The sequence below is a fragment of the Janthinobacterium sp. SUN176 genome (assembly GCF_030587335.1).
Taxonomy (GTDB): domain Bacteria; phylum Pseudomonadota; class Gammaproteobacteria; order Burkholderiales; family Burkholderiaceae_D; genus Janthinobacterium; species Janthinobacterium kumbetense.
On record NZ_JAPWIA010000001.1, the window covers coordinates 2,277,433 to 2,303,392 of the forward strand.

Annotated in this window: 20 protein-coding genes; 12 read left to right on the top strand and 8 right to left on the bottom strand. The window is 65.6% G+C overall.

The genetic code is table 11. The features are described 5' to 3' along the window. Positions 1 to 149: 149 nt before the first annotated feature. Positions 150 to 1,100, top strand: a complete 951-nt coding sequence (locus O3299_RS10250; RefSeq protein WP_099667420.1) for a PP2C family serine/threonine-protein phosphatase — start codon at positions 150 to 152, stop codon at positions 1,098 to 1,100. Here O3299_RS10250 and O3299_RS10255 read toward each other — a convergent pair. After that, on the bottom strand, positions 1,081 to 1,500 hold the full coding sequence (locus tag O3299_RS10255; RefSeq protein WP_099667419.1) for a DUF2177 family protein: 420 nt from the start codon (positions 1,498 to 1,500) through the stop codon (positions 1,081 to 1,083). The genes O3299_RS10250 and O3299_RS10255 overlap by 20 nt on opposite strands. Before the next feature lie 346 nt (positions 1,501 to 1,846). Between O3299_RS10255 and O3299_RS10260 the strand changes: the two genes are divergently transcribed. The 5 genes from O3299_RS10260 (at position 1,847) to O3299_RS10280 (ending at position 8,720) form a co-directional block, all read left to right on the top strand. After that, entirely contained in the window at positions 1,847 to 3,445 is a 1,599-nt protein-coding gene (locus O3299_RS10260) for an FHA domain-containing protein (protein WP_305062246.1), read from the top strand. A 487-nt stretch (positions 3,446 to 3,932) separates the two neighbouring features. Continuing rightward, positions 3,933 to 4,535, top strand: a complete 603-nt coding sequence (locus O3299_RS10265) for a metal-dependent hydrolase (protein WP_305062247.1) — start codon at positions 3,933 to 3,935, stop codon at positions 4,533 to 4,535. Positions 4,536 to 4,640: 105 nt separating this feature from the next. Next, entirely contained in the window at positions 4,641 to 5,159 is a 519-nt protein-coding gene (locus O3299_RS10270; protein ID WP_305062248.1) for a sigma-70 family RNA polymerase sigma factor, read from the top strand. Further along, positions 5,135 to 6,127: a FecR domain-containing protein gene (locus O3299_RS10275; RefSeq protein WP_305062249.1), complete on the top strand. Its 993-nt coding sequence runs from the start codon at positions 5,135 to 5,137 to the stop codon at positions 6,125 to 6,127. The genes O3299_RS10270 and O3299_RS10275 overlap by 25 nt, the downstream gene beginning before the upstream one ends. A gap of 115 nt (positions 6,128 to 6,242) precedes the next feature. After that, a complete protein-coding gene (locus O3299_RS10280; protein ID WP_305062250.1) occupies positions 6,243 to 8,720 on the top strand; it encodes a TonB-dependent receptor in 2,478 nt (825 codons plus the stop codon). Positions 8,721 to 8,727: 7 nt separating this feature from the next. Here O3299_RS10280 and O3299_RS10285 read toward each other — a convergent pair whose 3' ends face one another. From O3299_RS10285 to O3299_RS10305, 5 genes are all read right to left on the bottom strand, one after another. Beyond that, on the bottom strand, positions 8,728 to 9,615 hold the full coding sequence (locus O3299_RS10285; protein ID WP_305062251.1) for a pirin family protein: 888 nt from the start codon (positions 9,613 to 9,615) through the stop codon (positions 8,728 to 8,730). Further along, entirely contained in the window at positions 9,612 to 10,010 is a 399-nt protein-coding gene (locus O3299_RS10290; RefSeq protein ID WP_034783198.1) for an OsmC family protein, read from the bottom strand. Before O3299_RS10290 ends, O3299_RS10285 begins: the two co-directional genes overlap by 4 nt. Positions 10,011 to 10,088: 78 nt before the next feature. Then, a complete protein-coding gene (locus tag O3299_RS10295; RefSeq protein WP_305062252.1) occupies positions 10,089 to 10,466 on the bottom strand; it encodes an SIMPL domain-containing protein in 378 nt (125 codons plus the stop codon). 38 nt (positions 10,467 to 10,504) lie between these two features. Then, positions 10,505 to 12,820 carry an SUMF1/EgtB/PvdO family nonheme iron enzyme gene (locus O3299_RS10300; protein WP_305062253.1) on the bottom strand — a complete coding sequence of 772 codons (2,316 nt, stop codon included), beginning with the start codon at positions 12,818 to 12,820 and terminating at the stop codon, positions 10,505 to 10,507. Positions 12,821 to 12,839: 19 nt separating this feature from the next. Then, positions 12,840 to 15,161 (bottom strand): hypothetical protein, encoded by a 2,322-nt coding sequence (locus O3299_RS10305; protein WP_305062254.1) that lies wholly within the window; start codon positions 15,159 to 15,161, stop codon positions 12,840 to 12,842. Between the two features lie 322 nt (positions 15,162 to 15,483). Here O3299_RS10305 and O3299_RS10310 point away from each other — a divergent pair, with 322 nt between their 5' ends. The 3 genes from O3299_RS10310 (at position 15,484) to O3299_RS10320 (ending at position 17,763) form a co-directional block, all read left to right on the top strand. Beyond that, positions 15,484 to 15,720 (top strand): hypothetical protein, encoded by a 237-nt coding sequence (locus O3299_RS10310; protein WP_099667411.1) that lies wholly within the window; start codon positions 15,484 to 15,486, stop codon positions 15,718 to 15,720. 199 nt (positions 15,721 to 15,919) lie between these two features. Continuing rightward, the gene (locus O3299_RS10315) at positions 15,920 to 16,618 is read left to right on the top strand and encodes a YXWGXW repeat-containing protein (protein WP_305062255.1); all 699 of its coding nucleotides are present in this window, start codon (positions 15,920 to 15,922) and stop codon (positions 16,616 to 16,618) included. A gap of 116 nt (positions 16,619 to 16,734) precedes the next feature. Next, the gene (locus O3299_RS10320) at positions 16,735 to 17,763 is read left to right on the top strand and encodes a transporter (RefSeq protein WP_175444840.1); all 1,029 of its coding nucleotides are present in this window, start codon (positions 16,735 to 16,737) and stop codon (positions 17,761 to 17,763) included. A 65-nt stretch (positions 17,764 to 17,828) separates the two neighbouring features. Here O3299_RS10320 and rnk read toward each other — a convergent pair whose 3' ends face one another. Continuing rightward, positions 17,829 to 18,236 carry a nucleoside diphosphate kinase regulator gene (rnk, locus tag O3299_RS10325; RefSeq protein ID WP_162835757.1) on the bottom strand — a complete coding sequence of 136 codons (408 nt, stop codon included), beginning with the start codon at positions 18,234 to 18,236 and terminating at the stop codon, positions 17,829 to 17,831. A 739-nt stretch (positions 18,237 to 18,975) separates the two neighbouring features. Between rnk and O3299_RS10330 the strand changes: the two genes are divergently transcribed. Then, positions 18,976 to 20,868 carry a bifunctional diguanylate cyclase/phosphodiesterase gene (locus tag O3299_RS10330; RefSeq protein WP_305062256.1) on the top strand — a complete coding sequence of 631 codons (1,893 nt, stop codon included), beginning with the start codon at positions 18,976 to 18,978 and terminating at the stop codon, positions 20,866 to 20,868. A 49-nt stretch (positions 20,869 to 20,917) separates the two neighbouring features. Here the strand turns inward: O3299_RS10330 and O3299_RS10335 are convergent, their stop codons facing one another. After that, a complete protein-coding gene (locus O3299_RS10335) occupies positions 20,918 to 22,606 on the bottom strand; it encodes a peptide chain release factor 3 (RefSeq protein ID WP_369811518.1) in 1,689 nt (562 codons plus the stop codon). A 174-nt stretch (positions 22,607 to 22,780) separates the two neighbouring features. Between O3299_RS10335 and O3299_RS10340 the strand changes: the two genes are divergently transcribed. Continuing rightward, complete coding sequence (locus tag O3299_RS10340) at positions 22,781 to 24,838, top strand: methyl-accepting chemotaxis protein (protein WP_305062257.1); 2,058 nt, start codon at positions 22,781 to 22,783, stop codon at positions 24,836 to 24,838. A 226-nt stretch (positions 24,839 to 25,064) separates the two neighbouring features. After that, entirely contained in the window at positions 25,065 to 25,874 is an 810-nt protein-coding gene (locus tag O3299_RS10345; protein WP_034783188.1) for a Crp/Fnr family transcriptional regulator, read from the top strand. Positions 25,875 to 25,960 lie beyond the last annotated feature (86 nt).

The following is a 25,960-nucleotide window of genomic DNA, read 5'->3' on the forward strand; positions in this document are numbered from 1 at the left end:
GCAGCGCCCTGCACTTGCCCCATGAAAAACCTGCGCCAGCCTGCTGCCGCAGGTTTTTTTGCGTGAAAGGCAAGGTATCGCCCCTGCACAATATCGGCTAAGCTGTGTCCTATGATCAACATTGCTGGCCGCCTGGACCGCACCAACCGATGCATTTAATCAAAGACGGACTTGACTTCGGCCCCTGGCTCGACGCCGCCGCCGGCACCAGCGTGGGCGCCGGCCCCCTGCCGCGCCGCGAAAACCAGGACAACTTCCTGCTGATCGATGCCAGCGGCCACGCCGTCTGCCTGTCGCGGCAGGCGCCGTTCCACTGCCAGGTACCGGGCTGGCCGCGCGGCCACGTGCGCGCAGCCGTGCTCGACGGCATGGGCGGCCACGGCCACGGACGCGAAGCGGCGGAAGCGGCCGTGCAAGGCTTGCTGGCCATGCCCGCCTGTCTTGACACGGCCAGCCTGGCCGCCAGGCTCGACGCGCTGCACACGCGGCTGCAGGACAGTTTCGCCGAGGCCGCGCCAGCCCAGGCGCGTCCGCCCGGCACCACCCTGACCCTGCTGGAAGTGCCGCCCGGCGAAGCGCCGCTGCTGTATCACGTGGGCGATTCGCGCCTGTATGAAATTGCCGACGGGACAGCCAGCATCCTCACCGTGGACCACGTGCCGGCCACCGTGTACGCCATGCGCGGCGCGCTCGACGAGGCGCGCTGGCGGGCCGCCGTGCACGGCGAACACCACCCGCAAATCTCGCAGGCATTCATTTTAGGCAACGCCATCGGCGACAGCTTACAACTCGACAAGCCTTTGCGCGGCCTCGATGCAGCCATCTTGCCGCCCTTCCTCGCGCACCTGGGCGACCGCCGCGTGCTGCGCGTGCGCCCCGGCGCCCACTATCTGCTGGCCAGCGACGGCTTCTGGGCCTGCGAGGACCCGTTGGCCCTTACGGCCCGCTGGCCCGCCTTGTGCGCCGGCAAGACTGCGGCACAAGCCGTCAGCGCCCTGTTCGACGACTTCCTCTCGCATCCTCCCAAAGGCTTGCATAGCGACAACATTACCGTGCTGGCGCTGCGCTTCGATGCGGAATTCACCGCCCCAGCCGGCTAGCTGCCAGGTAGCCGGCCGTCGCCGACACGGACGACAGCACGGCGCCCCAGGCCATGTCGATCGCCGTCAAGGCCAGCGGCCAGTCGCGCAAGGTCGCATAGTTGCTCAAATCATAGGTGCCGTAGGCCAGCAGGCCCAGCAGCGCGCCCAGCACTGCCGCCGTGCGCCCGCGGCGCGCGCGCAAGCCCGGCAAAATGGCGAAAACCAGCAATCCCGCCACGTACAGCAGATAAAACAGCGTCGCCGGCGCCCAGCGGGGAGACTCCGCCAGCAGCGGCCCCAGCGCCGCGGCGTACACCGGCTTCATCAGCACCGCCAGCCACAGGGCATCGATGGCCAGGAATACGCACAAGGTGGCGCCATAGGCTATGGCAAGCTGGAGCGGGCGTTGGGCAGGCATGGTCGTCTTTCGAAGTCAGGCGGCATCGGGGGAACGGCTGTGCCAGCATAATACAAAACGCCTTCCAGCTCTTGCCGCAGGCATCACCATGCGCGACCGGCGTCCACGTGCATGGCTGGAAAACCTGTTTCATACAATATCAAAATAACATATCCAGAAAGATATAAAATGTGTTTCTGGGCAATAGTTTCCATGACATGTATTGCAAGGTGTGACCAGGGACATGAATTTGGACAAAAAGAGCGCATTCCGCTGCCGTGAAAGTTGCCAAGCAAGCGCAAAAGCGCGTAAGCTCTCATGTATAACAGAGGGCAAAATGTCCCCGCTCGATTCGAGTCAGAATGTCATGAAAAAATGCAGCAACCCGGAGCACCCGCACTGTACGTTCTGGGTCTTGCCTGGGGAAACAGTCTGCGCGGGCAACCACCCGCAAGCGACGACTGCCCCCAGCAGCTACGACCTGTTGACCGCACTGCGCAGCGCCCGTTCCGAGCCATCGGCAACGGCGCTTCCGCACGCCCCTGCTGCTGACGCTGTTACCGCACCGCTGACGGGCGCAGCCGCGCCAGCGCTGCCCACCCGCATTTCCCCGGCGATGCCGGCCTCCACGCCAGCGGCCTCGCCTGCCGTCGTTACCGCCGCCGCCCACGCCGCCTACCAGCCCGTGCAAGCCCACCTGCACATCAGCGGCTTCGATCCCCGCGCGGCAGGCGGACGGCAAACCTTGAAAATGGAATTGCGCGGCATGAGCGCCGCCTGCGCGCCGCAGCTGACCTTGCGCCTGCGCTCGGACCTGATCCCGCGCGGTGCCGTCCAGCATGATTTCGTGCGCACCACGCGCGGCGACTGGCGTCCCGTGTTTGTCGAGTTTTCCTCACGCAACAAGGAACACGGGCAATACCAGATCGAAGTCGAAGTGCACAGCCACGTCGATGGCGCCGTGGCGCAGAAATGGGTGTGCACCTTCGTCATCCTCGTGCCGCGCCGCGACGCCACCCTGACGGAAATCCACCAGATCTTCCTCAGCACCCACAAAAACGTGCGCGTGATGGCCGACGACGCCTCGATCGCCCGCGTGACGGGCGGCGACGGCTGCAACCTCGACGTGACGGCGCGCAATGCCGGCATCGCCCACGTGGATCTGTCTGCGCCGCAGGGCAAGATCGACATGGGTTTTACCACCATCGCCTGGGACGAGGAATTGATCGAAGTCGATCTGCCCGCCGCCAGCCACTGCCATCCGCACCCGAGCCAGGCCGCCTGCCTCGTCAATGCGGCGCCGGAAGCGGGCGAGCAGCGCCAGATCCGCCTGTTCGCGCTGGAAGAATGCATGCTGGGGCGTTTCGAGCTGGTGGACCCGGAAGCCGATGTGCTGCTCAGCCATTTCAGCCCCGACGGCCAGGACAACAATGGCTTGACGCGCCGCCTGTCGGGCCGCCACGCCATCATCCGGCGCGGCCAGCAAGGCTTTGAAATCGAGGATGTGTCGCGCTACGGCGTGCTGCTCGATGGCGTGTGGCCCGGCAAGCACAAGCCCGTCGCCCTGCGTCTGGGCATGCGCATCGAATTGTCTGCCAGCATCAAGGGCATCGTCGTGCTCAGCGTCACGGCCCTGCTCGCGCACGGCGTGATCCTGCACCGCATCGACCACGGCGCCCGCGCCGAGTGTTTTTACCTGCTGCTGCCGGAAGCCCAGCCTGCGCCGGCAAGCCACCTTGCCACGCCGCAAGCCAGCTGCCTGCCCGTGCTATTCCACCGCAATGGCGGTTTCTGGCACCTGGACACGGCCAGCGGCAAGGAAACCGCGCTGGCGCCCGCCACCGCGCTCGACAAGCTCAGCGGCTTCGCGCGGCACAACCGCTTCGCCAGCGAACCGTATCCGGAATGCTGGATCATCCGCACCGAAGGCGCGGCCCTGTGCGATAGCACCATGCAAACTGCCTGATACGACGCCTCCCGCCACCTGACCGCTAGCGTCTGAAAAATGGTCAGAGCAAGGCGCGCTGCCGAAGACAGTACGAATGTACGGCAAGGCAGTGCAACGCAGCTATGGCCTTTTTTCGGACGCTAGCGTGGCACCAGCACGAGAAAAATCATCGACAGGCCGAGTATGAACACCGCTTCCAGCGTGAACACGATGGCGGGAATCTGTAATTCGCGTGGGATTTTCATGGCGAAACCTCTTCAAAAAGGCAGCACTGCTTTCAGCATAGCGCGCCCTGCGCCGATTACATTATCAGCCGCACAACACACTTGACCGGCCGGCATGAGTTGCCGGGTTCGCTGGCCAGGCTATTCCGACACACAATTTAACAATTCAATCGCCGATATTCTGCAAATAGCACCCCTTCCCGCCCTTGAATACTGTATATTCATCCAGTTAATATTTCCCCGCACTTCACACAGCGCCCGCATGGCGTTTTACATTTCCTATGGCTTCCAACAAAGCGCATCACGCGACCGGTTGGGCTGCCGGCGTGATCGCCGCGGCCCTGGTCGCGCACGCTGGCGCCGGCGGCCCCTATCAAGTGCTGAGCATGCTCGCCTTTGTCATGGGCGCGCTGGGCGGCACGGCGCCGGACTGGCTGGAAGTGGCCTGGTGGGCGCGCACGCACCGGCTGTGGATCACGCACCGCACGTGGACGCACTGGGGCCTGGCCTGGATCGCCCTGCTCGTCTACACGTACCTGCAATTGCCGCACCACCTGTGGGCGCCGCCCCTGTTCGGCTTTGCGGCCGGCGGCATCATGCATTTGCTGGCCGACTGGCCCAATCCGCTGGGCGTGCCGTGGATCTTCCGACGCCACTCGCTGCGCTGGTGGAAAAGCGGCCGCCACGACATCATCGTCATCATCGCCGCCTGGCTGGCCGCCACCGTCGTGGCGGATCACGTGTTTTTCGACGGCATCCACCTGCGCCGCACCGTGCTGGCGCTGGACGGCTTGCTGCACTGGTCCGCCACCGCGCTGCAGCAAGCCTGGGCGGATCTGCAACAGTGGCAGGAGCGCTGGCGCCTGGGAGCCCACGCCAATTGACGCCGGCGGCGTGGCAATGTGATAATGAGTATCATTCTCAAACAGCCCAGCCAGCCGGCACCCCGCGTTCCGTCAGCCCAGCCCTTCCCTTGCCTGGAGAACGCAGTGAGCACCGTCAGTCCCGTCCATGCCAACCACCTGAGCACCCTGTACAGCGAGCACCACGGCTGGCTGTATGGCTGGCTGCGCGGCAAGCTGGGCAACCGCGCCGAGGCGGCCGACCTGGCGCAGGACACCTTTTTGCGCCTGCTGGGCAAGCGCGAGGTGACACCGCTGGCGCCCCTGCGCGAACCGCGCGGCTACCTGGCGACCATCGCGCGCGGCTTGCTGATCGACCGCTACCGCCGCCAAGCGCTGGAGCAGGCCTACCTGGAAGCGCTGGCGCAGCAAGCCGAGCCAGCATCGATGTGCGCCGAAACGCACGCCATCATCATCGAAACCCTGCTCGCCGTCGACCGCCTGCTCGACGGCCTGGGGGCGCGCACGCGGACCATCTTCCTGCTGGCGCAAATCGAAGAACTCAGCTATGTGGACATCAGCCGGCGCCTCGGCATCTCGCTGCCAACCGTGAAGAAGCACCTGGTGCGCGCCTACACGGAATGCCTGATGCTGGCGGCCGCCTGATGTTCGGCCCCGCGACCTCACCTTCCGCCCCCATCGCCCGCAAGGTGCTGGCCGCCGCCGCCCACTGGCATGTGGAGCTCCAGTGCGGCAGCGCCGACCCGGCCGCCCTGCAGGCATGGCGCGACGCCAGCGCCGAACATGAACGGGCCTGGGATCTGCTGCTGCGCATGGACGGCCAGCTGGGCGCGATACCTGCAGCGCTGGCGATGCCGGCGCTGCAGGCGGCGCAGCAGCGCCGGCGCGCGGCCGCCAAGATACTCGCCCTGCTGGTGGCGGCCGGCGGCGGCATCACGCTGGGCCAGGCGGGCTGGCAATCCGGCCCATGGCAAACCCTGACGGCGTCCCTGCGCACGGCGCCGGGCCAGCGCCGCCACGTCACGCTGGCCGATGGCGGGCGCCTGGAGATGAATACGGCCAGCGCCCTGGATGTCGCTTACAGCGCCACGCACCGCCGCATCCGCCTGCACCGTGGCGAAATCATGATCACGACGGCGCCCGACCCGCGCCCCTTCCTCGTCGACACGCCGCACGGCGTGATCCGCGCGCTGGGCACGCGCTTCGGCATACGCTGCGACGACGATGACAGCACCGTCAGCGTCTTCGAACACGCCGTGGAAGTGCGCTGCGCGGCGCGCCCGGAGGCCGTGCGCCGCCTGGAAGCGGGGCAGCAGCTGCGCTTCGGCGCCACCGGCGCGGATGAGGTATTGAGCATGCCCGCGCACCAGGACAGCTGGCTGCGCGGCATGCTGGTGGCCGCCGACTGGCCGCTGCAACAGCTGGTGGCGGAGCTGGCGCGCTACCGGCGCGGGCGTCTTGCCTGCGACGCCGCCGTGGCGCGGCGCCCCGTCACGGGCACCTACCGCCTCGACGATATCGACGCCGTGCTGGAAAGCCTGTGCGCCTCGCACGGGCTGCAAGTGACGTACTTCACGCGCTACTGGGCCACGGTATCGGCCCGGCCGGCATAATTATTTTCAGTTTTTTTGCGTTTGGGGTTGGTGTTTCGATGCGCTGCTTCGGCTTGACAAGTAAGAAGCCGATTCATTGGCCATTTTCTTATCCCTCTGAGCAGAAAGACCGAGCATGCAGCTGACCACCCCCGTCCTCCATCCCGCCGCGCGCGCCATCCGCCTGGCCGTCCTCGCCATGGCTTGCGCCGCCCCCGCCGCCTTCATCGCCGCGCCCGCCCTGGCGCAAGGCCAGGCCGCCGCCACGGCGCCGCAAGCCTACGCCGTGCCGGCCGGCCCGCTGGCCACTGCCCTGAACGACTTCGCCGTCGCCGCAGGCGTCAGCCTGTCGACGGATCCCGCGCAGACGCGGGGACTGCGCTCACCCGGCGTGCGCGGCAGCTTCAACGTCACGCAGGGGTTTGCCCAGGTGCTGGCCGGCAGCGGCATGGAAGCCGTGCAGCTGCCGAACGGCGCCTATGTGCTGCGCCTGGCGGCCGTGCCTTCCGCCTCGGCGAGCGGCGCGGAAAAGACCATGGCGCCCGTGACGGTCAGCGCCAGCATGGAGCGCGACCCCGTCAGTGAACACAGCAACTCGTACGCGGCGCGCGCCGTCACCGTCGGCAAGGGCGTGCAAACCCTGCGCGAGATTCCGCAATCCGTCAGCGTCGTCACGCGGCAAAAGATGGACGACCAGAACCTCAACACCATTGACGCCGTGCTGGCCAATACCACCGGCATCACCATGTACGACAGCCCCATGGGCGGGCGCTATGTGTATTCGCGCGGCTTCATGGTCGAAACGTACCAGTTCGACGGCGTCAACCGCGCCATGTTTTACCCGCAGGCGAACAGCTTTACCAGCAATACGGCCATGCTGGACCGGGTGGAAATCGTGCGCGGCGCCACGGGACTGCTGCAGGGCACGGGTTCGCCGGGCGCCGCCATCAATATGGTGCGCAAGCGCCCGCTGGCGGAAAAGCAGGTGCAGCTGGCGCTCAGCGCGGGACGCTGGAATGACGTGCGCGGCGAAGTCGACGTCACCGGCCCCTTGAACGAGTCGGGCAGCATCCGCGGCCGCGCCGTGGCCGCGCATGACCAGCGCGATTATTTTTATGACGTGGCCGACAGCCGCACGGACGTCCTGTACGGCGTGCTGGAATTCGACCTGGCGCCGGGCAGCAAGCTGACGACGGGCGCCAGCTACGAAAAGCTGAAGTCGACGCCGTTTTTCTCCGGCATGCCCCGCTACCTCGATGGCAGCGACCCGAAGCTGCCCGGCTCGACCTTCCTGGGCGCGGACTGGAATCGCTGGGACAGCCGCCAGACGGCCGCCTTCGCCGAATTCGAACACCGCTTCGATGCCGACTGGTCGCTCAAGGCCAGCGCCAACTACACGCGCGAACAGCATGACGTGAAATACATGTTCAGCCTGGGTGCGCTCCATCCCGCCACCCTGGCCGGCATGATGATGTATACCGGCGTGTTCGACTACGGCACCACCAACAAGGGTGTCGACCTGTCGCTCGATGGCAAATTCAACGCCTTCGGCCGCCGCCACGGCTTCAGCGCCGGCATCAGCACGAACCGGCTGGAAAGCGACAGCGATTACAGCCTGGCCATGATGAAGCTGCCCAATAGCGCGCTGCACCCCAATCACGGCGTGGCGGAACCGAGCGATGCCTGGATACGCAAGGAAAAGTATGGCGGTGCCCACAGCCTGACGAGCATGACGCAGACGGGCGCGTATGGCGTGGCGCGTTTCAGCGTCAGCGACCCGCTCACCGTGGTGGCGGGTGCCCGCGTGTCGAACTACAAAGCGAGCAGCGTGTACCGCGACACAGGCGAGGTGTATATCGACCCGTATCGCGAAAACGGCGTCGTCACGCCGTATGGCGGCGTCATTTACGCGTTCGACAAGCGCTGGTCAGGCTATGCCAGCATCTCCGACATCTTCCAGCCGCAAAACCAGCGCACGGCCGACGGTGCCCTGCTCGACCCGCTGAAAGGCCGCAACCTGGAAGTGGGCGTGAAAGGTGAACTGTTCGACGGCAAGGTCAATACCTCGCTGGCGCTGTTCCGCATCGAGCAGCGCAACCGCGCGGAGCTCGACCTGGTGAGTACCTGCTCGTCCGGCACGGAGTGCTATTTCTCGGCGGGCAAGGTGCGCAGCGAAGGCGTCGATGCGGAAATCAGCGGCGAAGTGGCGCCGGGCTGGCAACTGTTCGCCGGCTATACCCTGAACAACTTCAAGTACCTGGAGCAGACGTCGAATGCGGGCGTGATGTTCGCCAGCACCTACTCGCCGCGCCACATGCTGCGCGCGTGGAGCGACTACCGCCTGCCCGGCGCCCTGCAGAAGTGGAGCGTGGGCGGCGGCGTGAACTTCCAGACGGAGAGTTCGCGCACCACGCGCGACGTGAAGGTGGCGCAAGGCGCGTACGCCTTGTGGAGCGCGCGCGCCGCCTACCAGATCGACCGCAACTGGACGGCGTCGCTGTCCGTGACGAACTTGCTCGACAAACGCTACTACCAGACGGTGAGCGCACCTGCGTGGGGCAATTTCTACGGCGAACCGCGCAAGGCGCAACTGACCTTGCGCGCGCGTTTCTAAGGGGGACTCAGGTCGCCGGGCGCAGGGGCGCCTTCGGCAACGGGATGAATTCCGTCTCGCCCGGCACCTGTCCCATGCGCTGGGCGCTCCAGTCGTCGGCCGCCTGCGACAGGCGCTCCTTGCTCGACGAGACGAAATTCCAGAACAGGAAGCGGTGGCCGTCCAGCGGCTCGCCGCCGATGACGACGAACTGCACCGGGCCGTCGCCTGCCGTCACGACAGCCACGGCGCCCGCCTCGATCAAGGCCATGGTGTGCGGCACCAGCGCCACGCCATCGACCAGCACTTCCCCGCTGATCGGGTAAATCGCCGCTTCCGCCGGCAAGCCATCCAGCCGCAGCTCCTTGCCTGCCTCCAGCGCCACGTCCAGGTACAGCGTCTGCATGTAGGTGCGCACGGGCGAGGTCTGGCCAAAGGCCGTGCCGATCAAGACCTTGACCACGGCGCCATCGAGCGGCACGACGGGAATGTCGGCCTGCGGCGTGTGCGTGAAACTCGGTTCGTCTTCCTCGTGCGCCTTCGGCAGCGCGGCCCACAGCTGCAAGCCGTGCGTGCGGTGCGGCTGGCCCGCCAGGTCGTGCGGCGTGCGTTCCGAATGCACGATGCCGCGCCCGGCCGTCATCCAGTTGATGGCGCCCGGTTCGATGCGCTGGTACGAGCCGATGCTGTCGCGGTGGTCGATCGCGCCTTCGAACAGGTAGGTGACGGTGGCCAGGCCGATATGCGGGTGGGGGCGCACGTCGTGGTTGGCGTCGGGCGCCACGTCGATGGGGCCGAAATGGTCAAAGAAAATGAAGGGGCCGACGGCCTGTTTCACGGCGGACGGCAGCAAGCGCCGCACGACAAAGCCGCCGCCCAGGTCCTTTTCGTGGCTTTTCAGGATGGCCGCGCTCATGCCAGCACCGTCGTCACTTCGGTGGTGACCGCCGTCATCAATTTATGCAGCGGGCATTTGCCGGCCGCGGCCAGCAATTCCTCGCGCTGCGCATCCGTCAGCTCGCCCGTCAGGTGCAGGGTGGCGGCCAGGCGATACACGCCCTTGCGCTCTTCGCTGGCATCGCGCTCCGTGCTCACTTCCACGTGCTCCAGCGGGATGCCCTTGTGTTTGGCGTACCAGACGACGGTGAGCGCCTTGCAGGCCGACAGGGCCGCGTCGTACAGGTCGTGCGGCGACGGGCCGGCATCGCCGCCCCCTTCCGCCACCGAAGCGTCGGCGGAAATGATGTGGTCGCGCACGTGCACGATGTGGCGCATGGGTTGCGACTGGTCGCGGATGGCTTTGATGGTCATGGCGTTCCTTGGTGCGTTTGGAAAGCCACAATTTACACCGTTTGCCCGCTTTGCGCAGCCTGTGCCCCTGCTACCTGGTCATTTGATACGGAACAGGGCGTCGACCGTCTGCGCCATTTTGAGGCTGGTGACCATCAGCATGTCGTCGGGATTTTGCCGCTGGCGGCTATTCGCGCGGTTGTAGCGGTCGAACGGCACCAGGCCCACGGCATTGCCCAGGTTTTTCAGCTGGTCAGACGAGATGCCGGCCACGGCGCCCGCGCGCTTGCCGAAGCCGCGCGCCATGGCATCGGCCTTGCGCTGCGCATCCTTGACGGCTTCGCCCATCAGTTCCTCTTCCAGGCGGATGCGCTGCGTGGCGCCGAAGGTGACGGCAAACGCATCGAGGTGGGGCATGGCCAGCAGCGGACGCATGACGGCAGGCCATTTCGACACTCCGGCACGGTTAAGGTGCATGAAGTATCCGTCAAGATGATCAATATGGCAATCCCGGCCTACCCGGCCTGGTCGAGCGTGCGCGCCACCCGGAAGCCCACGATGTCGTTCGACAGCACGGTGGAAAAGCCGTTGCGCAGGGCCGAGCGCAAATAGCGCGGGTGGTACAGCCAGGAGCCGCCGCGCAGGATGCGCCGGCTGCTGTCGCTGCCCTCTTCCCATGCGCTGCCATCGACGGGCGCGCCCTCGTAATTGTCGTGCACCACGTCCTGCACCCATTCCCACACATTGCCGTGCATGTCGAACAGGCCCCAGGAATTCGGCGCGAAGGTGCCCAGCGGCGTGGTGCCGCCCCGGTACACGCCACGCGGGCCGCCGTTGTACACGTACAAGCCGTCGTAATTGGCTTGCTCGGTGCTGATGGTGTCGCCCACGTTGAACGCCGTGCGCGTGCCGGCGCGGCACGCGTATTCCCATTCCGCTTCGCTGGGCAGGCGGTACTGCCGGCCCGTGCGCTCGCACAGCCACGCCAGGTACAGCTGCGCGTCATTCCAGCTCACGCCGACCACCGGGTGCTGGTCGTTCTGCACGAAGCCTGGATTATCCCAGTCCGTTTCCGACCCGCCCGCCCATCCCGTCGCCTTGACGAAGGCGCGCCATTCGCCCACGCTGACGGGGTGCCGGGCCAGCGCGAACGGACGCTCGATGCCGACCCAGTGCTGCGGCGTTTCGCGGTCCAGCCATGACTGCTGCGAACCGGCCTGGATGGCCGCCTTGTGCTCCGTCTCGTGCGCGCCCATCTGGAAGCGGCCGCTGGGAATGAGCACCAGTTCCGGCCCCTGTCCCGAGCCATCGAGCCAATCATCGCGCAAGATGCCTTCGGCATTGGCCACCGGTTCCACGTGTTCCGGCTCCAGTTCCGGCGCCGGCGCCGGGACAGCCGCGGTCGCGGCGCGGCTGGCCTCTTCGCGGCGCGCGCGTTCCTGCTCGGCCCGATACGCCGCCTCCGCCTTGGCGACGATGGCCTTGCGCTGCAATTCCTGGTGTTCCTGCAAGGCCGTGGCGGCATCGGCTTCGCGGCGCGCGCGCAGCTGGCCGCGCAGCGCTTCCTTGCGCAGCTTGCGCGCCTCTTCCGCTTCGAAATGGCGCTGCGCCTCCTGCTCGCGGCGCAGTTTATCCTGCCGCTGCTTTTCCAGCGCGGCCGCCTGGATTTCCGCCTTGCGGCGCTGGTCCAGTTCTTCCTGGCGCGCACGCGCCTCCTTGAGCGCCGCCTCGCGGGCCTGTTCCGCAGCCAGCGCCGCCTGCTGCTGTTGCTCTGCCAGGCGCGCCTGCTGCTGGCGCGCCTGTTCCGCCAGTTCTTCGGGCGACGGCCCGGCGGCCCGCTCCAGCCCTTCGAGCAAGGCTTGCACGGATAGCGGCCGCAATTCCGCCGTCAGCGAAAAACCGTTCTGCAGCACTTGCCACTGCTGCGCGTTGAGCGCCTGCGGCGCGGACGGCAGGTGGCTGGCGCTGCGCGTATCGTCGAACGGCATGCGCCCTTCCAGCATCTGATAGATCATCACGGCCACGGCATACACGTCCAGGCGCGGGCTGGGCTGGCGCTGGTTGGCGCCGGCCTCGGGCGCCCGGTAGCCGTGCGTGCCCGCATTCGGCATCTCCAGCGCCAGGCTGCTGTCCGCATTGCGCACGCGCGACGCGATGCCGTAGTCGAGCAATTTGACGTCGCCCTTCGCCGTCAGGAAGACATTGCCCGGCTTGATATCGCGGTGCACCAGCTTGTGCTTCTCCCACGCATACGCCAGGGCTTCGGCCACCGGGTGCAGCAGCTGCTGCACGGCGGCCAGCGGCAGCGCGCCCTGGCGGCCCAGATAGTGCTCGAGGTCTTCGCCATCGAGGCATTCCATGATGATGAAATAGCTGGCCGTGGCCGGGTCCTGCGCCCACTCGTAGACGCGCACGATGTTTTCATGCGCGAGTTTTCTCGCCTGGGTCGCTTCCTCGATCAGCAGTTTCGCGTGCGTGGCGCTTTGCGTCAGCTGCGGCGGCAAGATCTTCAGCGCCACCATTTCGCTGCTGCCCAGCTCCGCGTGCGTGGCCAGGTCGGTGGCTTGCCACACCTGCCCCATGCCGCCCGTGCCGATCAGCCGTTCGAGCCGGTAGCGGCGGTTTTGCGGGCCGATTTCCTGGCCCGTCATGAAGCCCAGCTCCGTGCCCTGCCGCACGGGCTGCGGCGCGGCCACGGGTGCGGCGCCGGGCGGCGCGTACTCGGCGTCGAGGATGGCGTTCTTGCGGCGTTCAAATTCCTGCCCGCTGAGCAGCCCGTCGTCGTGGAGGGCGCGCAGTTCCCGCAGTTTGTCTCGTGCTTTTTGCATCATCTGGGGTAAAACGCTTCCATCAAGGCTGCAAGGCGACGCCGCAGGCGGCGCAGAATTTATCTTCAGGATGGCCCGCGCGCTGCGCATGGCCGTTCTTGCAGCGCAGCGGCGCGCCGGCAGCAGACGCCGCGCCTGGCTGCAGCGCCTGCGCCACGGCCACGCCCAGCTGCGCCTGCGCCGACAGGCCATGCGCGTGCGCCGCGTTCTGCAGGTTGATCAAGTCCAGCTGCTGGCGCCGTTCGCGTTCCGCCTGGCCTTCCAGGTAGCTGCGCTCCTGCGCCGCGCTGTCCTGCGCCATGCGCAGCGCCTCGGCGGGAGAAACGCTGTTCTCGGCCGCCGCCAGCGCCGCCAGCGCGTGGATCTGTTCGGCGCTCATGCCCGCCTGCAGCTGCACCTTCAGCACCTGCGCCAGCGCGGCCGCGTTCTGTCCCGCGGCCATGGCCACCTTGCCCGTGTCGCTCAGGGAGCCGATTTTCTCGATGCGGTCGATGTCGATGCGCGCCAGTTCGGCCGCATGCGCCTGCTGCGCCAGCAGGGCCTCGTACTCGCCCTTCCAGCGCGCGTAATCGCTTTCGCGCTGCTGCGCCATGGCCAGCAAGTCGCGCTGCCATTGCGCTTCCTGTTCCAGCTGGCGCAGTTGCTGGCGCTGTTCCTCGATGGCCAGCGCGTCGAGCTGCGCCAGCTGCGTTTGCTGCTGCAGCTGGCGCGCGTGCACGCCGTCGGCTTCGATGGTGCGCAGCAGCTTTTCCTGCTGCGCGATGGCGTCTTCGCGCGCGCCGCCGCGCCGCAGCGCCGCCACTTTTTCCGCGATTTCCGCCGCCTGCACCTGCGCCGCTTCATCCTTGTGCGCCTCGGCGCGCAGCAATTCGCGCTGGCGCGCCAGCTGCATCTGCTCTTCCCACTCCTGCACCCGCTCCGCCTCGCGCTTGCGCGCCGCATTCGCCAGCATCAGGCCCTGCCAGGCGGCCTGGTGCTGCTCCGCCTCCAGCTGCGCCTCGCGCTGGGCCGCATCCGCTTCCGCCTGGCGCAGGCGCGCCAACTGGGTGCGGCGGCCCGTCTCGTCATCGATCAGCAGCGCGCTTTCCACTTGCTGCGCAATCGACTGCAAGTGCACCTGATGCGTAAAGCGCTGCTGCGCCAGCTGGATCTGTTCGCGCCCATGCAGCTGCGACAGTTCCAGCTCGCTGCGCATCTTGATGGCGGCCAGCGCCCGCACGTGTTCCCAGCTGGCCGTTTCGTCGGCGCGCTGCGCGCCCTTCTGCGCCAGTTCCTGTTCCAGCTCGCCCAGCGCCAGCGCGGCGCCATGGTCGAGCGCCTGGCGCCGCGATTTCGCTTCCAGGATGCGGCCATACAGGTCGATCTGGCGCCCGCGCAGCGCTTGCAGGCGCTCCGCTTCCTGGTGGTTCAACTCCGCCTTTTCCACCGTCGCATCCTGCGTCAGCTCGGCGCGGCGGTGCGCATGGCGCGCCGCCAGTTCCTCGCGGCGGATGCGCTGCCACTCTTCCTCGTCATACAACTGGTCGAGCTGCTTCATGCGTTCCAGGCTGTGCTGCTCGAGTTCCTGCGCCGGCAAGCCGCCCAGCCACAGGGTGCCGATGCTGGCGCCAGCGTCGCCTTCGCGCTTGTCGTGGCGCAGCGCCAGGGTTTCCACGCGCGCCACGGCCAGGCCGCTGGGCGCCAGGCGCTGCGTCAGGGCCGATTGCAGGCGCTCGTTCAGTTCCGGGCGCAGGTCCGCATTCGCATCCATCTCGCCCAGCGCGCGGCTGCCGATGAATTCCAGCGCGATCTGGCGCACGGATGGCAGCAGCAAGGCGTGCAGGTGGGCGCGCGTGACGGCGCCCGGCGCGCGCATGAACTGGCGCGCGAACGCGTCGGGCTGGCCCAGGGCGATATCCACGCGCAGAGACGCGGCGACATTCAGCAACTCCGTGCTGGCCAGGCCGGGCAAGTCGAATTCCAGGCTGACGGCGTCGGCGCGCGCGATCAGCACTTCGGCCGGACGCGCCGGCAGCAGCGCGGGCAGGCGCGCGAAGAAGGCGGCGCTGTCGTAGTCGCCGGCAGGTATCAAGGTGAAAGCGTCCGATTGCACGATCCAGGCGCGCGACTCGGCCGGTACCTGCAGGCGGCGCGCCGCGCTGCCGAACAGCGAGGACAGTTCGCGCACGCCGAAGAACAGGGCAAGTTGCCCATCAGCAAGATGCCATTGATTGGCATGCAGCACCGCGTCGCTGTCGGGTGCCCCCAGCGACAAGCCGCATTGCGCGCAATAGCCGGCGGCAGCGCCGTTCTTGTGCTCGCAGCGCGGGCAGCGGGCGCCGCCAAAACCAAACAATTGGAACATGTGTGACTCCTGATGATATTTTTATCCACGCGACGGGGCCGCCATGCCGATTCTAGCAGGACAGCTGGCCCTGCACTTGCCGCGCGCGGCAGTGTGCAGCGTCAAATAATGCCACGCGGCAATTACATTCATATGCCCGGATACAGGGCAATTTAGGCCTCAATTCAAGCGGTCGGCTTGCCAGCCCCGTGCGCAGGCATTTCAGCGCCGTTTTTTTGCAGGCCATCCCGCCAAAACCACGGCTGGTCGCATCCGCATGGCGCAGCGGCCCGCGCCTGGCTACAGTGCATGCATACCCACCCGCCACCCGAAAGGAAACATCATGAAAGCCTTGAAAAACATGGAAGCCATCTTCACCGTCGCCGTCGCCATCGCCTGCGGTGCCAGCTATGCCAGCTTCATGCAGCCATCGGCCGCCAAGGCCGCCGATGTGGCGCAAGCGGGCGCCATCCCAGTCGTGGTGGTCAGCGCCAAGCGCCTGACGGAACAGGAAAAGAAAATCTCGCTGATCGAGGAGCGGCAAGCCTTGCTGGGCAACGCCAGCGCCAGCACCCTGTGAGCCGCCGATGCTGACACCACGCCGCCTGGCGCACTGCGGACAGTTGCCGCGCCAGGCCGCCATAGGCATCTGATTTGTATCCGCAACGGATACACGGACACACAGCATTGTGTCAATTGTAATAAGTTGAATCAAAGGCGAAAAATCGCCGGCAAGCGCCTATAGTCCATTTCACGCAATCACCGAAATGGAGCAACCCATGAAACCCATCACACTCTACGCAGCAGCCATGCTTGCCATCAGCGCCGCAGCTTTCCTGCCCGCGCAGGCCATGGCCCAGAATCAGCTCGGCGTCAGCATTGTCGTCGGCAACGCCCCGCCTCCGCCACGGTTTGAAAGCGTGCCGGCGCCGCGCGCCGGCTATGTCTGGGCGCCCGGCTACTGGAACTGGGATGGCCAGCGCCACGTCTGGAACAATGGCGAATGGCTGCGCGAACGGGGCGGCAATCAGTACCGCCGCGCCTCCTGGATACAGGAAAACAACCGCTGGCGCCTGGACCGTGGCGGCTGGGTCGCCGCGCAAGTGCAGCCCGTGCGCTACGACGATATCCGCATCGCCCCGCCGCCACCGCGCCGCGAAGCCATTCCGCGCGCCCGCCACGGCTACATCTGGGCGCCCGGCCACTGGGAATGGCGCAGCCAGCGCTACGCCTGGACGCCAGGCGTGTGGATCGCCGAACGCCCCGGCTATGCGTATGCGCCGCCCGCCTGGAACCAGCGCGACGGCCGCTGGCAGATGGAGCAAGGCCGCTGGTCGCCACGGGGCCCGAACGGCGACCGCGACCGCGACGGCATCCCCAACCGCTATGACCGCGACAATGGCAACCGCCACGACCGCGACCATGACGGCGTGCCGAACCGCGACGACCGGCGTCCGGACAACCCGAACCGCAGCTAATACTCGGCTGTAGTCAGCACCAAGGCCACCGCTCGCGGTGGCCTTGTCATTTTCCCGACACATCCGTGTATTAAAATCGCGCGACGATCAATCACACTGCGCGAGAAAGATTCACGATGGCGATGGAAACTGCCGGTTTTACCTACGGCTCGGACACCTCGGGCCTGGTCTGGGGCTTCCTGTTTGGCCGCGAGGCGCAGCCGCTGGCGCTCGACTCGACGGCAGCCCTGGCCTGGCTGGCCGATGGCGCGGCGCGCCCGGCGCAGGAATTCGTCTGGCTGCATTTCAACCTGTCGCATGCGGCCAGCGAAAAATGGCTGATGACGCACACGCAGCTGGCCGACGAATTCTATGAAACCCTGCACCAGGGTTCCCGCTCGACGCGCATCGAACAGGCGGAAAACACCCTGATCGCCGTGGTCAACGATGTGGTGCACAATTTTTCGTTCGAGGCGTCCGACATTTCCACCATGTGGGCCAGCGTGGCGCAAAACCTCGTCATCACGGCGCGCCGCGCGCCGCTGCAGTCGATCGAACGCCTGCGCCAGGCCGTCATCAAGAACCACGAGCCGATCCGCTCGTCGGTGGAGCTGCTGATCCACCTGTTGCGCGACCAGGCGGACGTGCTGGTCAACATCGTGCGCGACGCCGTGGCGCGGGTCGACGATATCGAAGATCACTTGCTGGCCGGGCGCCTGGTGCCGAAACGCGAAGACCTGGGCGCCATGCGGCGCGTGCTGGTGCGGCTGCAGCGCCTGCTGGCGCCGGAACCGGCCGCCCTGTTCCGCCTGCTGCAACGCCCGCCCGCGTGGGTGTCGGAGCTGGACAGCCTGGAATTGCGCCAGTCGACGGAGGAATTTTCGGTGGTCCTCAGCGATATGTCGTCGCTACAAGAACGCATCAAGCTGCTGCAGGAAGAAATCGCCGCCAGCGTCAACGAGGAAAACAGCCGCAGCCTGTTCGTGCTGACCATCGTCACCGTGCTGGCCCTGCCGATCAATATCATCGCCGGCATGCTGGGCATGAATGTGGGGGGAATTCCGCTGGCCCAGCATCCGCAGGGTTTCTGGATCATCGTCGCCATCATCGTCACGTTCACGGTGGTGGCGGGATGGCTGGTGGTGCGCGTGCAGAGGAACAGTTAGCTCCGCTCCCGGCACGGCCTGGCAAGCGAACGGCGGGCGCCGTCCGCCATTACTGCTGGCTACGCTTAGCGGTGGTATTCGCCAGCCCGTTCAGGCTGGTAAACGATTTCCTCGATCTTGACCTTCACCACGCCGCCCGGCATGGGCCAGGCGATGCTGTCGCCCACGGACAGGCCCAGCAGCGCGCTGCCGACGGGCGCCAGCACGGAAATACGGTCGGCCTGGCCTTCCACATCCTTCGGATACACGAGCGTCAGGCAGAATTCCTCCTTGTTTTCCACCGTGAAGCGCACGGTGGAATTCATGGTCACGACGGTCGGGGGAATCTCTTGCGGTTCGAGCACCTCGGCGCGGCCCAGTTCGTCGAGCAAGGCGGCCTTGTCCGGCGACAGATTATTACCCAAGGCATACAACAACGCTTCCAGTCGTTCCAGGTCTTGTGACGACAAAATAATTTTTGGTTTTTTTTCCAAGATATCCTCACTATTGATCATTAGGGCGACGTCCGGTTTTGCTGGCGGCAGCTTGCCTGGCCGCGGCAGACAAAACAAACAGCATCAGGACGTCCATCATCTGCGGATTATGGACGAACTCGCGGAGCAAGGCCATAGCGTTCTCGCATTCTTCATTAAAAATTATTAAAATCAATGACTTGCAATGGCTTATGCGGACAAAAAGTTAATCCGCGCCGCGATGCCGGGGCCATTGAAGTTATTCTTGATGGCATTTTGTTTATTGTCAGCATGTTTTTAAAGGAAAAAAACAGCCGGCAAAAAAAGGATTAAAATTCAGCTTGGATTATTATTAGAAAGACACGCCCCACCTTTTCCGCCTGACTTGTCGCCTAAGTAGGTCGCGGGAAATTATTGTGAAGTTATGACGAACAGAACCGGATGCGCTGCAAGGCGCCCGTTGCGACGCAGTGCAGGCACTGCCAGCAGCGGGTAACGCCGCAGAGCGCCGGTTATGGAACTCAGAAATCACAATAATTTATTACGACCTACTTAGCCTGCTGCCACCGGCCTGTGGCATGCAGACAAAATTGCCGCGCGCCCTGTACTTTCACGCTGCAAAATGACAATATGTCGGCCTTAACAACACGTCGAGAGTTCCGGCTCACTTCGGTTTTCATCAGACTGGAACGTAAAGTATGGCAGGGCGAGGCGGGATCACACGGGGCGGCGGCAAGCGGGGCCGGCAGGAGAAAGCGTCATGATGGCGCCATTGATGCTGCCGTCGGCGCAATTGCGCGGCGACCGCATAGCCAGGCTGAACTTGCTGGCCGCGGCGGCCATGCTAGCCATGGCCAGCCTGCTGTTGATCCTCTTCCAGTTGTTTTCCCTCCAGGCATCCTTCCAGCGCACGCTGCGCATCCAGGCCGACATGCTGGCGCCTGCCGCCACGCAGGCCATGCGCCAGGATAATCGTCTTGCAGCGCAACAACTCCTCGCTCCCCTCGCCGCCGCCCCGCATATCCGGCAAGCACTGCTTTACAGCCCCTATGGCACGCCGTTTGCCCGCTACGCGCGCAGCGGCAGCGATACCGCGCCCACGGCGCCGCGCAACGGCCTGCAGATCGATTACCTGGACGGCAGCGCTGCCATCCTGACGGCCTTGCCCGGCGGCGGCGCGCTGTACCTGCGCGCCAGCCTGGCGCCGCTGTACGCCAGCCTGGCGCAATTTGCCGCCTTCACCCTGCTGGTCTGCCTGTGCGCGTTCGGCCTGACCTTCCTGATGGTGCGCCGCACGCGCACCGCCGCCCTGCATGCGGAGCGCCATTTGCACTACCTGGCCCACGTCGACCCCGTCACGCAGCTGCCGAACCGCCATGAATTCAACGATGCGCTGGCCTATGCGCTGGCGCGCGCCGACCGCCAGGACAGCAGCGTGGGCCTGCTGCTGCTGGACCTGGACAACTTCAAGATCGTCAACGACACGCTGGGCCACCACTGCGGCGACCAGCTGCTCAAGCTCGTGTCCGAGCGCCTGGTGTCCATCCTGCGCGGCACCGACATCATCTGCCGCATCGGCGGCGACGAATTCGTCGTCATCGTGGAACCGGCCGACGACGCCTCGGAGATGGCCAGCGTGGCGCGCAAGATCCTCGCCGTGCTGGCCGCGCCGTTCGCCCTCGAAGGCCACCAGCTGTACGTCAGCGCCAGCATCGGCGTGAGCCTGTATCCGTTCGACGCGCAGGACGTGGCCACCCTGACGCGCAACGCCGATACGGCCATGTACCACGCCAAGCACCAGGGCAAGAACCGCTACGCCGTGTTCAAGGCCGAAATGGAATTGCGCGCCCAGCGCCGCCTGCGCATGGAAGCGAACCTGCGCCGCGCCCTGCAGAACGAGGAACTGTATTTGCACTACCAGCCGCAGATCGACTTGCGCAGCGGGCGCATCGTCGGCGTGGAAGCGCTGATACGCTGGCATTGCCGCGACATGGGCCAGCTGAGTCCCGCCGAATTCATCCCCGTGGCCGAGGAAAGCGGCATTATCGTCGACCTGGGACGCTGGGTGCTGCAAAGCGCCTGCCGCCAGGCAGCCGCCTGGTGCAAGGCGGGTCTGCTCGATTCACTGGAACACGTGGCCGTCAACCTGTCGGCTTGCCAGGCGCGCGATCCGGGCCTGATGGACGATATCCGCGCCATCCTGGACGAAACGCAGCTGCCGCATGGCTTGCTGGAGCTGGAAATCACGGAAGGCGTCCTGATGGACAATGTCCACGCCAACGTGGAATTGATGCGGCGCCTGCAGGAAACGGGCATCCACCTGTCGATCGACGATTTCGGCACCGGCTATTCCTCGATGTCGTACTTGAAACGCCTGCCCATCGACCAGCTGAAGATCGACCGCAGCTTCGTGCACGACCTGCCCGGCGAGGGCGAAGCCATCGTCACGGCCATCATCGCCATGGCGCACAGCCTGCACCTGAAAGTGGTGGCCGAAGGGGTGGAAACGCTGCAGCAGGTGGAGTTTTTGCGCAAAGCGGGCTGCGACAATGTGCAGGGCTTCTTCTTCGCCCGTCCAATGACGGCGGCGCAATTGACGGCATTGCTGCTGGAGCGGCGCGACTGGAGTACGCGCACGATCCTGCCGGCGTAAAAAAAGGGCAGAACCACTGGCTCTGCCCCTCGTCGCTACCTCAAAGTCATCAGGCCAGCTTGGCCGAATGCTCGCGCGTGGCGTGGAATGTCAGCTTCGGCCAGCGCTCTTCCGTCAGGCGCAGGTTCACGCCGGATGTCGCCAGATACGCCATGTTACCGGCCGCATCGTAGGCCACGTTGTGGCCCAGCGCATTTTCGAAATCCTGCAGGATGCGCTTGTCGTCGCAGCTGACCCAGCGGGCGCTGCTGATGCTGGTGCCTTCGAACACGGCGTCCACGCCATACTCGTTGAGCAAACGGCTGGCCACCACTTCGAACTGCAGCACGCCGACGGCGCCCAGTACCAGTTCGCCGCCCTGCACCGGCTTGAAGACCTGCACCGCGCCCTCTTCGCCCAGCTGCTGCAAGCCCTTGTGCAACTGCTTGATTTTCAAGGGATTACGGATGCGCACCGAGCGGAAGAAGTCCGGCGCGAAGTACGGGATGCCCGTAAAGGTCAGCATCTCGCCTTCGGAAAAGCTGTCGCCGATCTGCATGTTGCCATGGTTCGGCAAGCCGATGATGTCGCCCGCGTACGCCTCTTCCACCTGTTCGCGCGAGGAAGCCATGAAGGTCACCACGTTCGACACCTTGATCTCGCGCCCCAGGCGCAAGTGCTTGACCTTCATGCCGCGCTCGAAACGTCCCGAGCACACGCGCAGGAAGGCGATGCGGTCGCGGTGGGCCGGGTCCATATTGGCCTGGATCTTGAAGACGAAACCGGTAAATGGCTGCTCGGACGGCGCCACCGAGCGCACGGTCGCGTCGCGCTCGCGCGGCGCCGGTGCCCAGTCGACCAGCGCGGACAGGATCTCGCGCACGCCGAAGTTGTTGATGGCCGAACCGAAGAACACGGGCGTCTGCACGCCGGAGAGGAATTCTTCCAGGTTGAACGGGTTCGACGCGCCGTGCACCAGTTCCACTTCCATGCGCAATTGATCCATCTCAAGCGGGAACATCTCCTGCAGGCGCGGATTGTCGATGCCCTTGATGATTTCGAAGGCGCCGTCGGCCTTCTCTTCACCTGCCTTGAACAGCATGATTTCGTCGTTCAGCAGGTGGTACACGCCGCGGAAGTTCTTGCCCATGCCGATAGGCCAGGTGACGGGCGCGCACTGGATCTTCAGCACCGATTCCAGTTCGTCGAGCAGATCGAGCGGATCGCGCGTCTCGCGGTCCATCTTGTTCATGAAGGTGACGATCGGCGTATTGCGCATGCGGCACACGGCCAGCAGCTTGATCGTCTGCGCTTCCACGCCCTTGGCCGCATCGATCACCATCAGCGCCGAGTCGACCGCCGTCAGCACGCGGTAGGTATCTTCCGAGAAGTCCTGGTGGCCCGGGGTGTCGAGCAGGTTGACGACGTGGTCGCGGAATTCGAACTGCATCACCGAGGAAGCGACGGAAATGCCGCGCTGCTTCTCGATCTCCATCCAGTCCGACGTCGCGTGGCGGCCCGATTTACGCGCCTTGACGGTACCGGCCATCTGGATCGCGCCCGAGAACAGCAGCAGTTTTTCCGTCAGGGTGGTTTTACCGGCATCCGGGTGGGAAATGATGCCGAAGGTGCGGCGGCGCTGCACTTCGCGCGCGATCACGGCCGGCGCCTTGCTGCTCACCGGCGCTGCGGCGTTGTCCGCGCTGTCGCTGGAATCGGGGGTGTTGATGTCGTTCTCGTTGGCCATATTGGTGACCATAATATGGCCCTCGCAAAAAACCCTCGATTTTACAGAAGGATCGGCCTTCCGTGTGAACTGCTTCACTCTGGCGAACGGCAAAACTGACCGCATCGCGGCGCACTTCATCAAGGGGTCACAATCCGCAGGCAACATTGCACTGCAGAAATGTTGTCACCCTACCCTGGAAACCCGATGAAAATGCTCCTCACCCCCGCCATCCGCCTCATGCAGCGCTTGCGCCTGCTGCCCAAATTCATGCTTGTCTGCCTGGTCTTCCTGCTGCCGCTGGCGCTGGCGACCACCCTGCTGATCTCGGAACTGGGCAAGTCACTGGCCCAGGCGCAGGATGCGCAGCGGGGCGTGGCCTATGTGCGCCAGTTGCAGGAAGGCACGCGGCTGCTGCAACAGCGGCGCGGCCTCGAGCACTTGCGCCTGAGCGGCAAGGCGGGCATGGACAACACGGCCCTGAATGCGCGCATCACGGCCGCGCTGGCCGCCCTGGCGCGCTTGCCGGCAGGCGCCGGCCTGCCCCAGGCGGCCGAGCTGACGAAGCAATGGCAAGCCCTGCTGGGCCGCCAGGCGGGCCTCGCGGCGCGCGACAGCTACGCGGCGCACACGGCGCTGCTGCGCCAGGCAGCCAAGCTGGGCCAGCTGGTGGCCGACCGCTCGCACCTGAGCCTGGACCCGGACGCGGGCGCCAACCACCTGAGCGCCGCCTTCACCGCCACCCTGCCCGACCTGGCCGAGAGCCTGTCCGACATCGGCGGGCGCGGCGCCGCCTACATCGACACGGGCCTGTTCGAGGCGAATGAAGATCAACTCGTCAATGCCAACGCCCTGATCGCGCGCCATGAACTGGAACGCCTGCCGGCCCGCTTCGACGAAATCATCGCGGCCAAGCCGGAATTGCGCGCCAGCCTGCAGCCGGCCCTGAAAGCCGTGCCGGCCGCGCTGGCCTTCCTCGAACGCACGAAGAATGAAGTGACGAATTCCTACGACCAGACGTCGGGCGCGCAATTCCACGCGGCCGGCATGCAAGCCATCGACGCCCTGCACGCGCTGTCCGGCGCCTCCGCCGCCGCGCTGGACGGCTTGCTGGCGCAGCGCATCGCGCGCGACGAGGCGCGCCGCGCCCTGATCCTGGCGGCCATGCTGCTGGTGCTGCTGGCCGCCGCCTACCTGTGCGCGGGCTTTTATGCCGCGTTCGCGCGCGACGTGCAGCAATTGCGCGTGGCCGTGGGCGCCGCGGCGGCGGGCGACCTGTCGCAGCGCATCACTTCGCAGGCGCACGACGAAATCGGCGACCTGGTACGCGACTTCGGCGCCATGACGCATGGCCTGGCCACCCTGGTGCAGGAAATCCGCGGCGGCGCGGCCGTCATCGCCGCCGCCGGCGCCGATATCGCCCAAGGCAACGCCGCCCTGTCCGGCCACACGGCCACGCAAGCGGACGCGCTGGGCGCCACCGTGGACTCGATGCGCGAGCTGACGGCCACCGTGGGCCGCAACGAAGCCCACGTAGGACAGGGGCGCACCCTGGTGGCGTCGGCCGCCGAAGTGGCCCTGCGCGGCGGCGAGACCGTCAGCGCCGTGGTCGAGACCATGGCCTCGATCAAGGCCAGCTCGCACAAGATCGTCGACATCATCGGCGTGATCAACGGCATCGCCTTCCAGACGAATATCCTCGCCCTGAACGCGGCCGTGGAAGCGGCGCGCGCGGGCGAACAGGGACGCGGCTTTGCCGTCGTGGCGTCCGAAGTGCGCAGCCTGGCGCAGCGCTCCAGCGAAGCGGCGCAGCAGATCAAGCGCCTGATCGGCGACTCCGTGGCCACCGTGGACGCGGGCGGCGACCTGGTCAACGCGGCCGGCAGCACCATGCGGCAAGTCGTCGACGCGGTGCAGCAGGTGTCCGTCGTCATCGGTCGCATCAGCAGTGCCGGTGCCGAGCAGAATGGCGAAATCGCCCGCATCAATGGCGCGCTGGCGCAAATCGACGACATGACGCGCCAGAATGCGAGCCTGGTCGACGAGGCGCGCGCCGGTTCCCAGCGCCTGCACCAGGAAGGCGAGGCGCTGACGCAGGCCGTCAGCCGCTTCCGCCTGGGGGAGCACGAGGCGCCAAACGTGCGCCAGACACCCGCCGCAACCATGCGCGACGGCTTGCCCAGCGTGCGTCCGGCCGGCCTGTGGAGCGCCAACAAGCCGCGCGTCATATCACAAAATCGCGCAGAACGGCGCAAGGCTAGCTAGTCAAAAGTGTGCACGTAGGACAAGGACTACAATTTCGCCTCAAAAGAGACTACAAAGTGGCGACTGCTAATCTTATGTTCGCCACTTACATAAGCTTTTAAAGTAGCTACATCGCGATCTGCACCGCGCGGTCGAAAAAAAACGCTGTTTCCAGATGGATGCGGCAACTTTTTTGACCAGCAACGCGGCAGTCGCACTCCGATGTAAAAAGCCTGTGAGGAATACTATGAGCCATACTCAACTTATCGCCCCGGTCCAGAAGAACCAGTTGCTGCCGCGCGCCATGCCGGCGGCCGGTCGGGAAATCAAGCTTGCGTCGCGGGTTAGCCTCAGCAGTGCCCAACAGAATGAATTGCTGGCCGCCCTGCCGCGCGCCGCGCTCGAATCGCTGTTCGAAGACCTGGAACTGGTGGAACTGCCTTTCGGCAAGGAATTGTATGCCTACGGTAACAACCTGGAATACAGCTACTTCCCTACCACCGCCATCATTTCCTTGCTGTATGTCATGGAAGACGGCGCCACGACGGAAATCGCCGTCGTCGGCCATGAAGGCGTGGCCGGTGCCTCGCTGCTGGCAGGCGAACGCGCCATGTGCACGGCTGTCGTGCAAAGCGCCGGCTACGGCTACCGCCTGAAGACGCAAAGCTTGCGCGACGCCTTCAACCAGGGCGGCGCCCTGCCCCAGTTGCTGATGCGCTACACCAACGCCCTGTTTGCGCAAATGGCGCAGAACGCCGTCGGCGGCCGTCACAGCTCGATCGAGCAAAAGCTGTGCCGCTGGCTGCTGGACCGCCTGGACCGTTCGCCATCGAACGAATTGAAAGTGACGCAAGAGTTGATCTCGATCATGTTGGGCGTGCGCCGCGAAAGCATCACGGCCGCCGCCGGCAAGCTGCAGGAAGAAGGCTTGATCCACTATCGCCGCGGCAATATCACGGTGCTGGACCGCGCCGGCCTGGAATGCTATGCGGGCGAGTGCTACAAGGTGGCCAAGACGGAATACGACCGCTTGCTGCGCGACGTATCACGCTGCTGATCCGCTGCTGATGCGCGAAAGCCAGGCAACATAAAAAAAATGGCCGGGCTGCATGCCCGGCCATTTTTTTGCCGCAACCTCAGCTG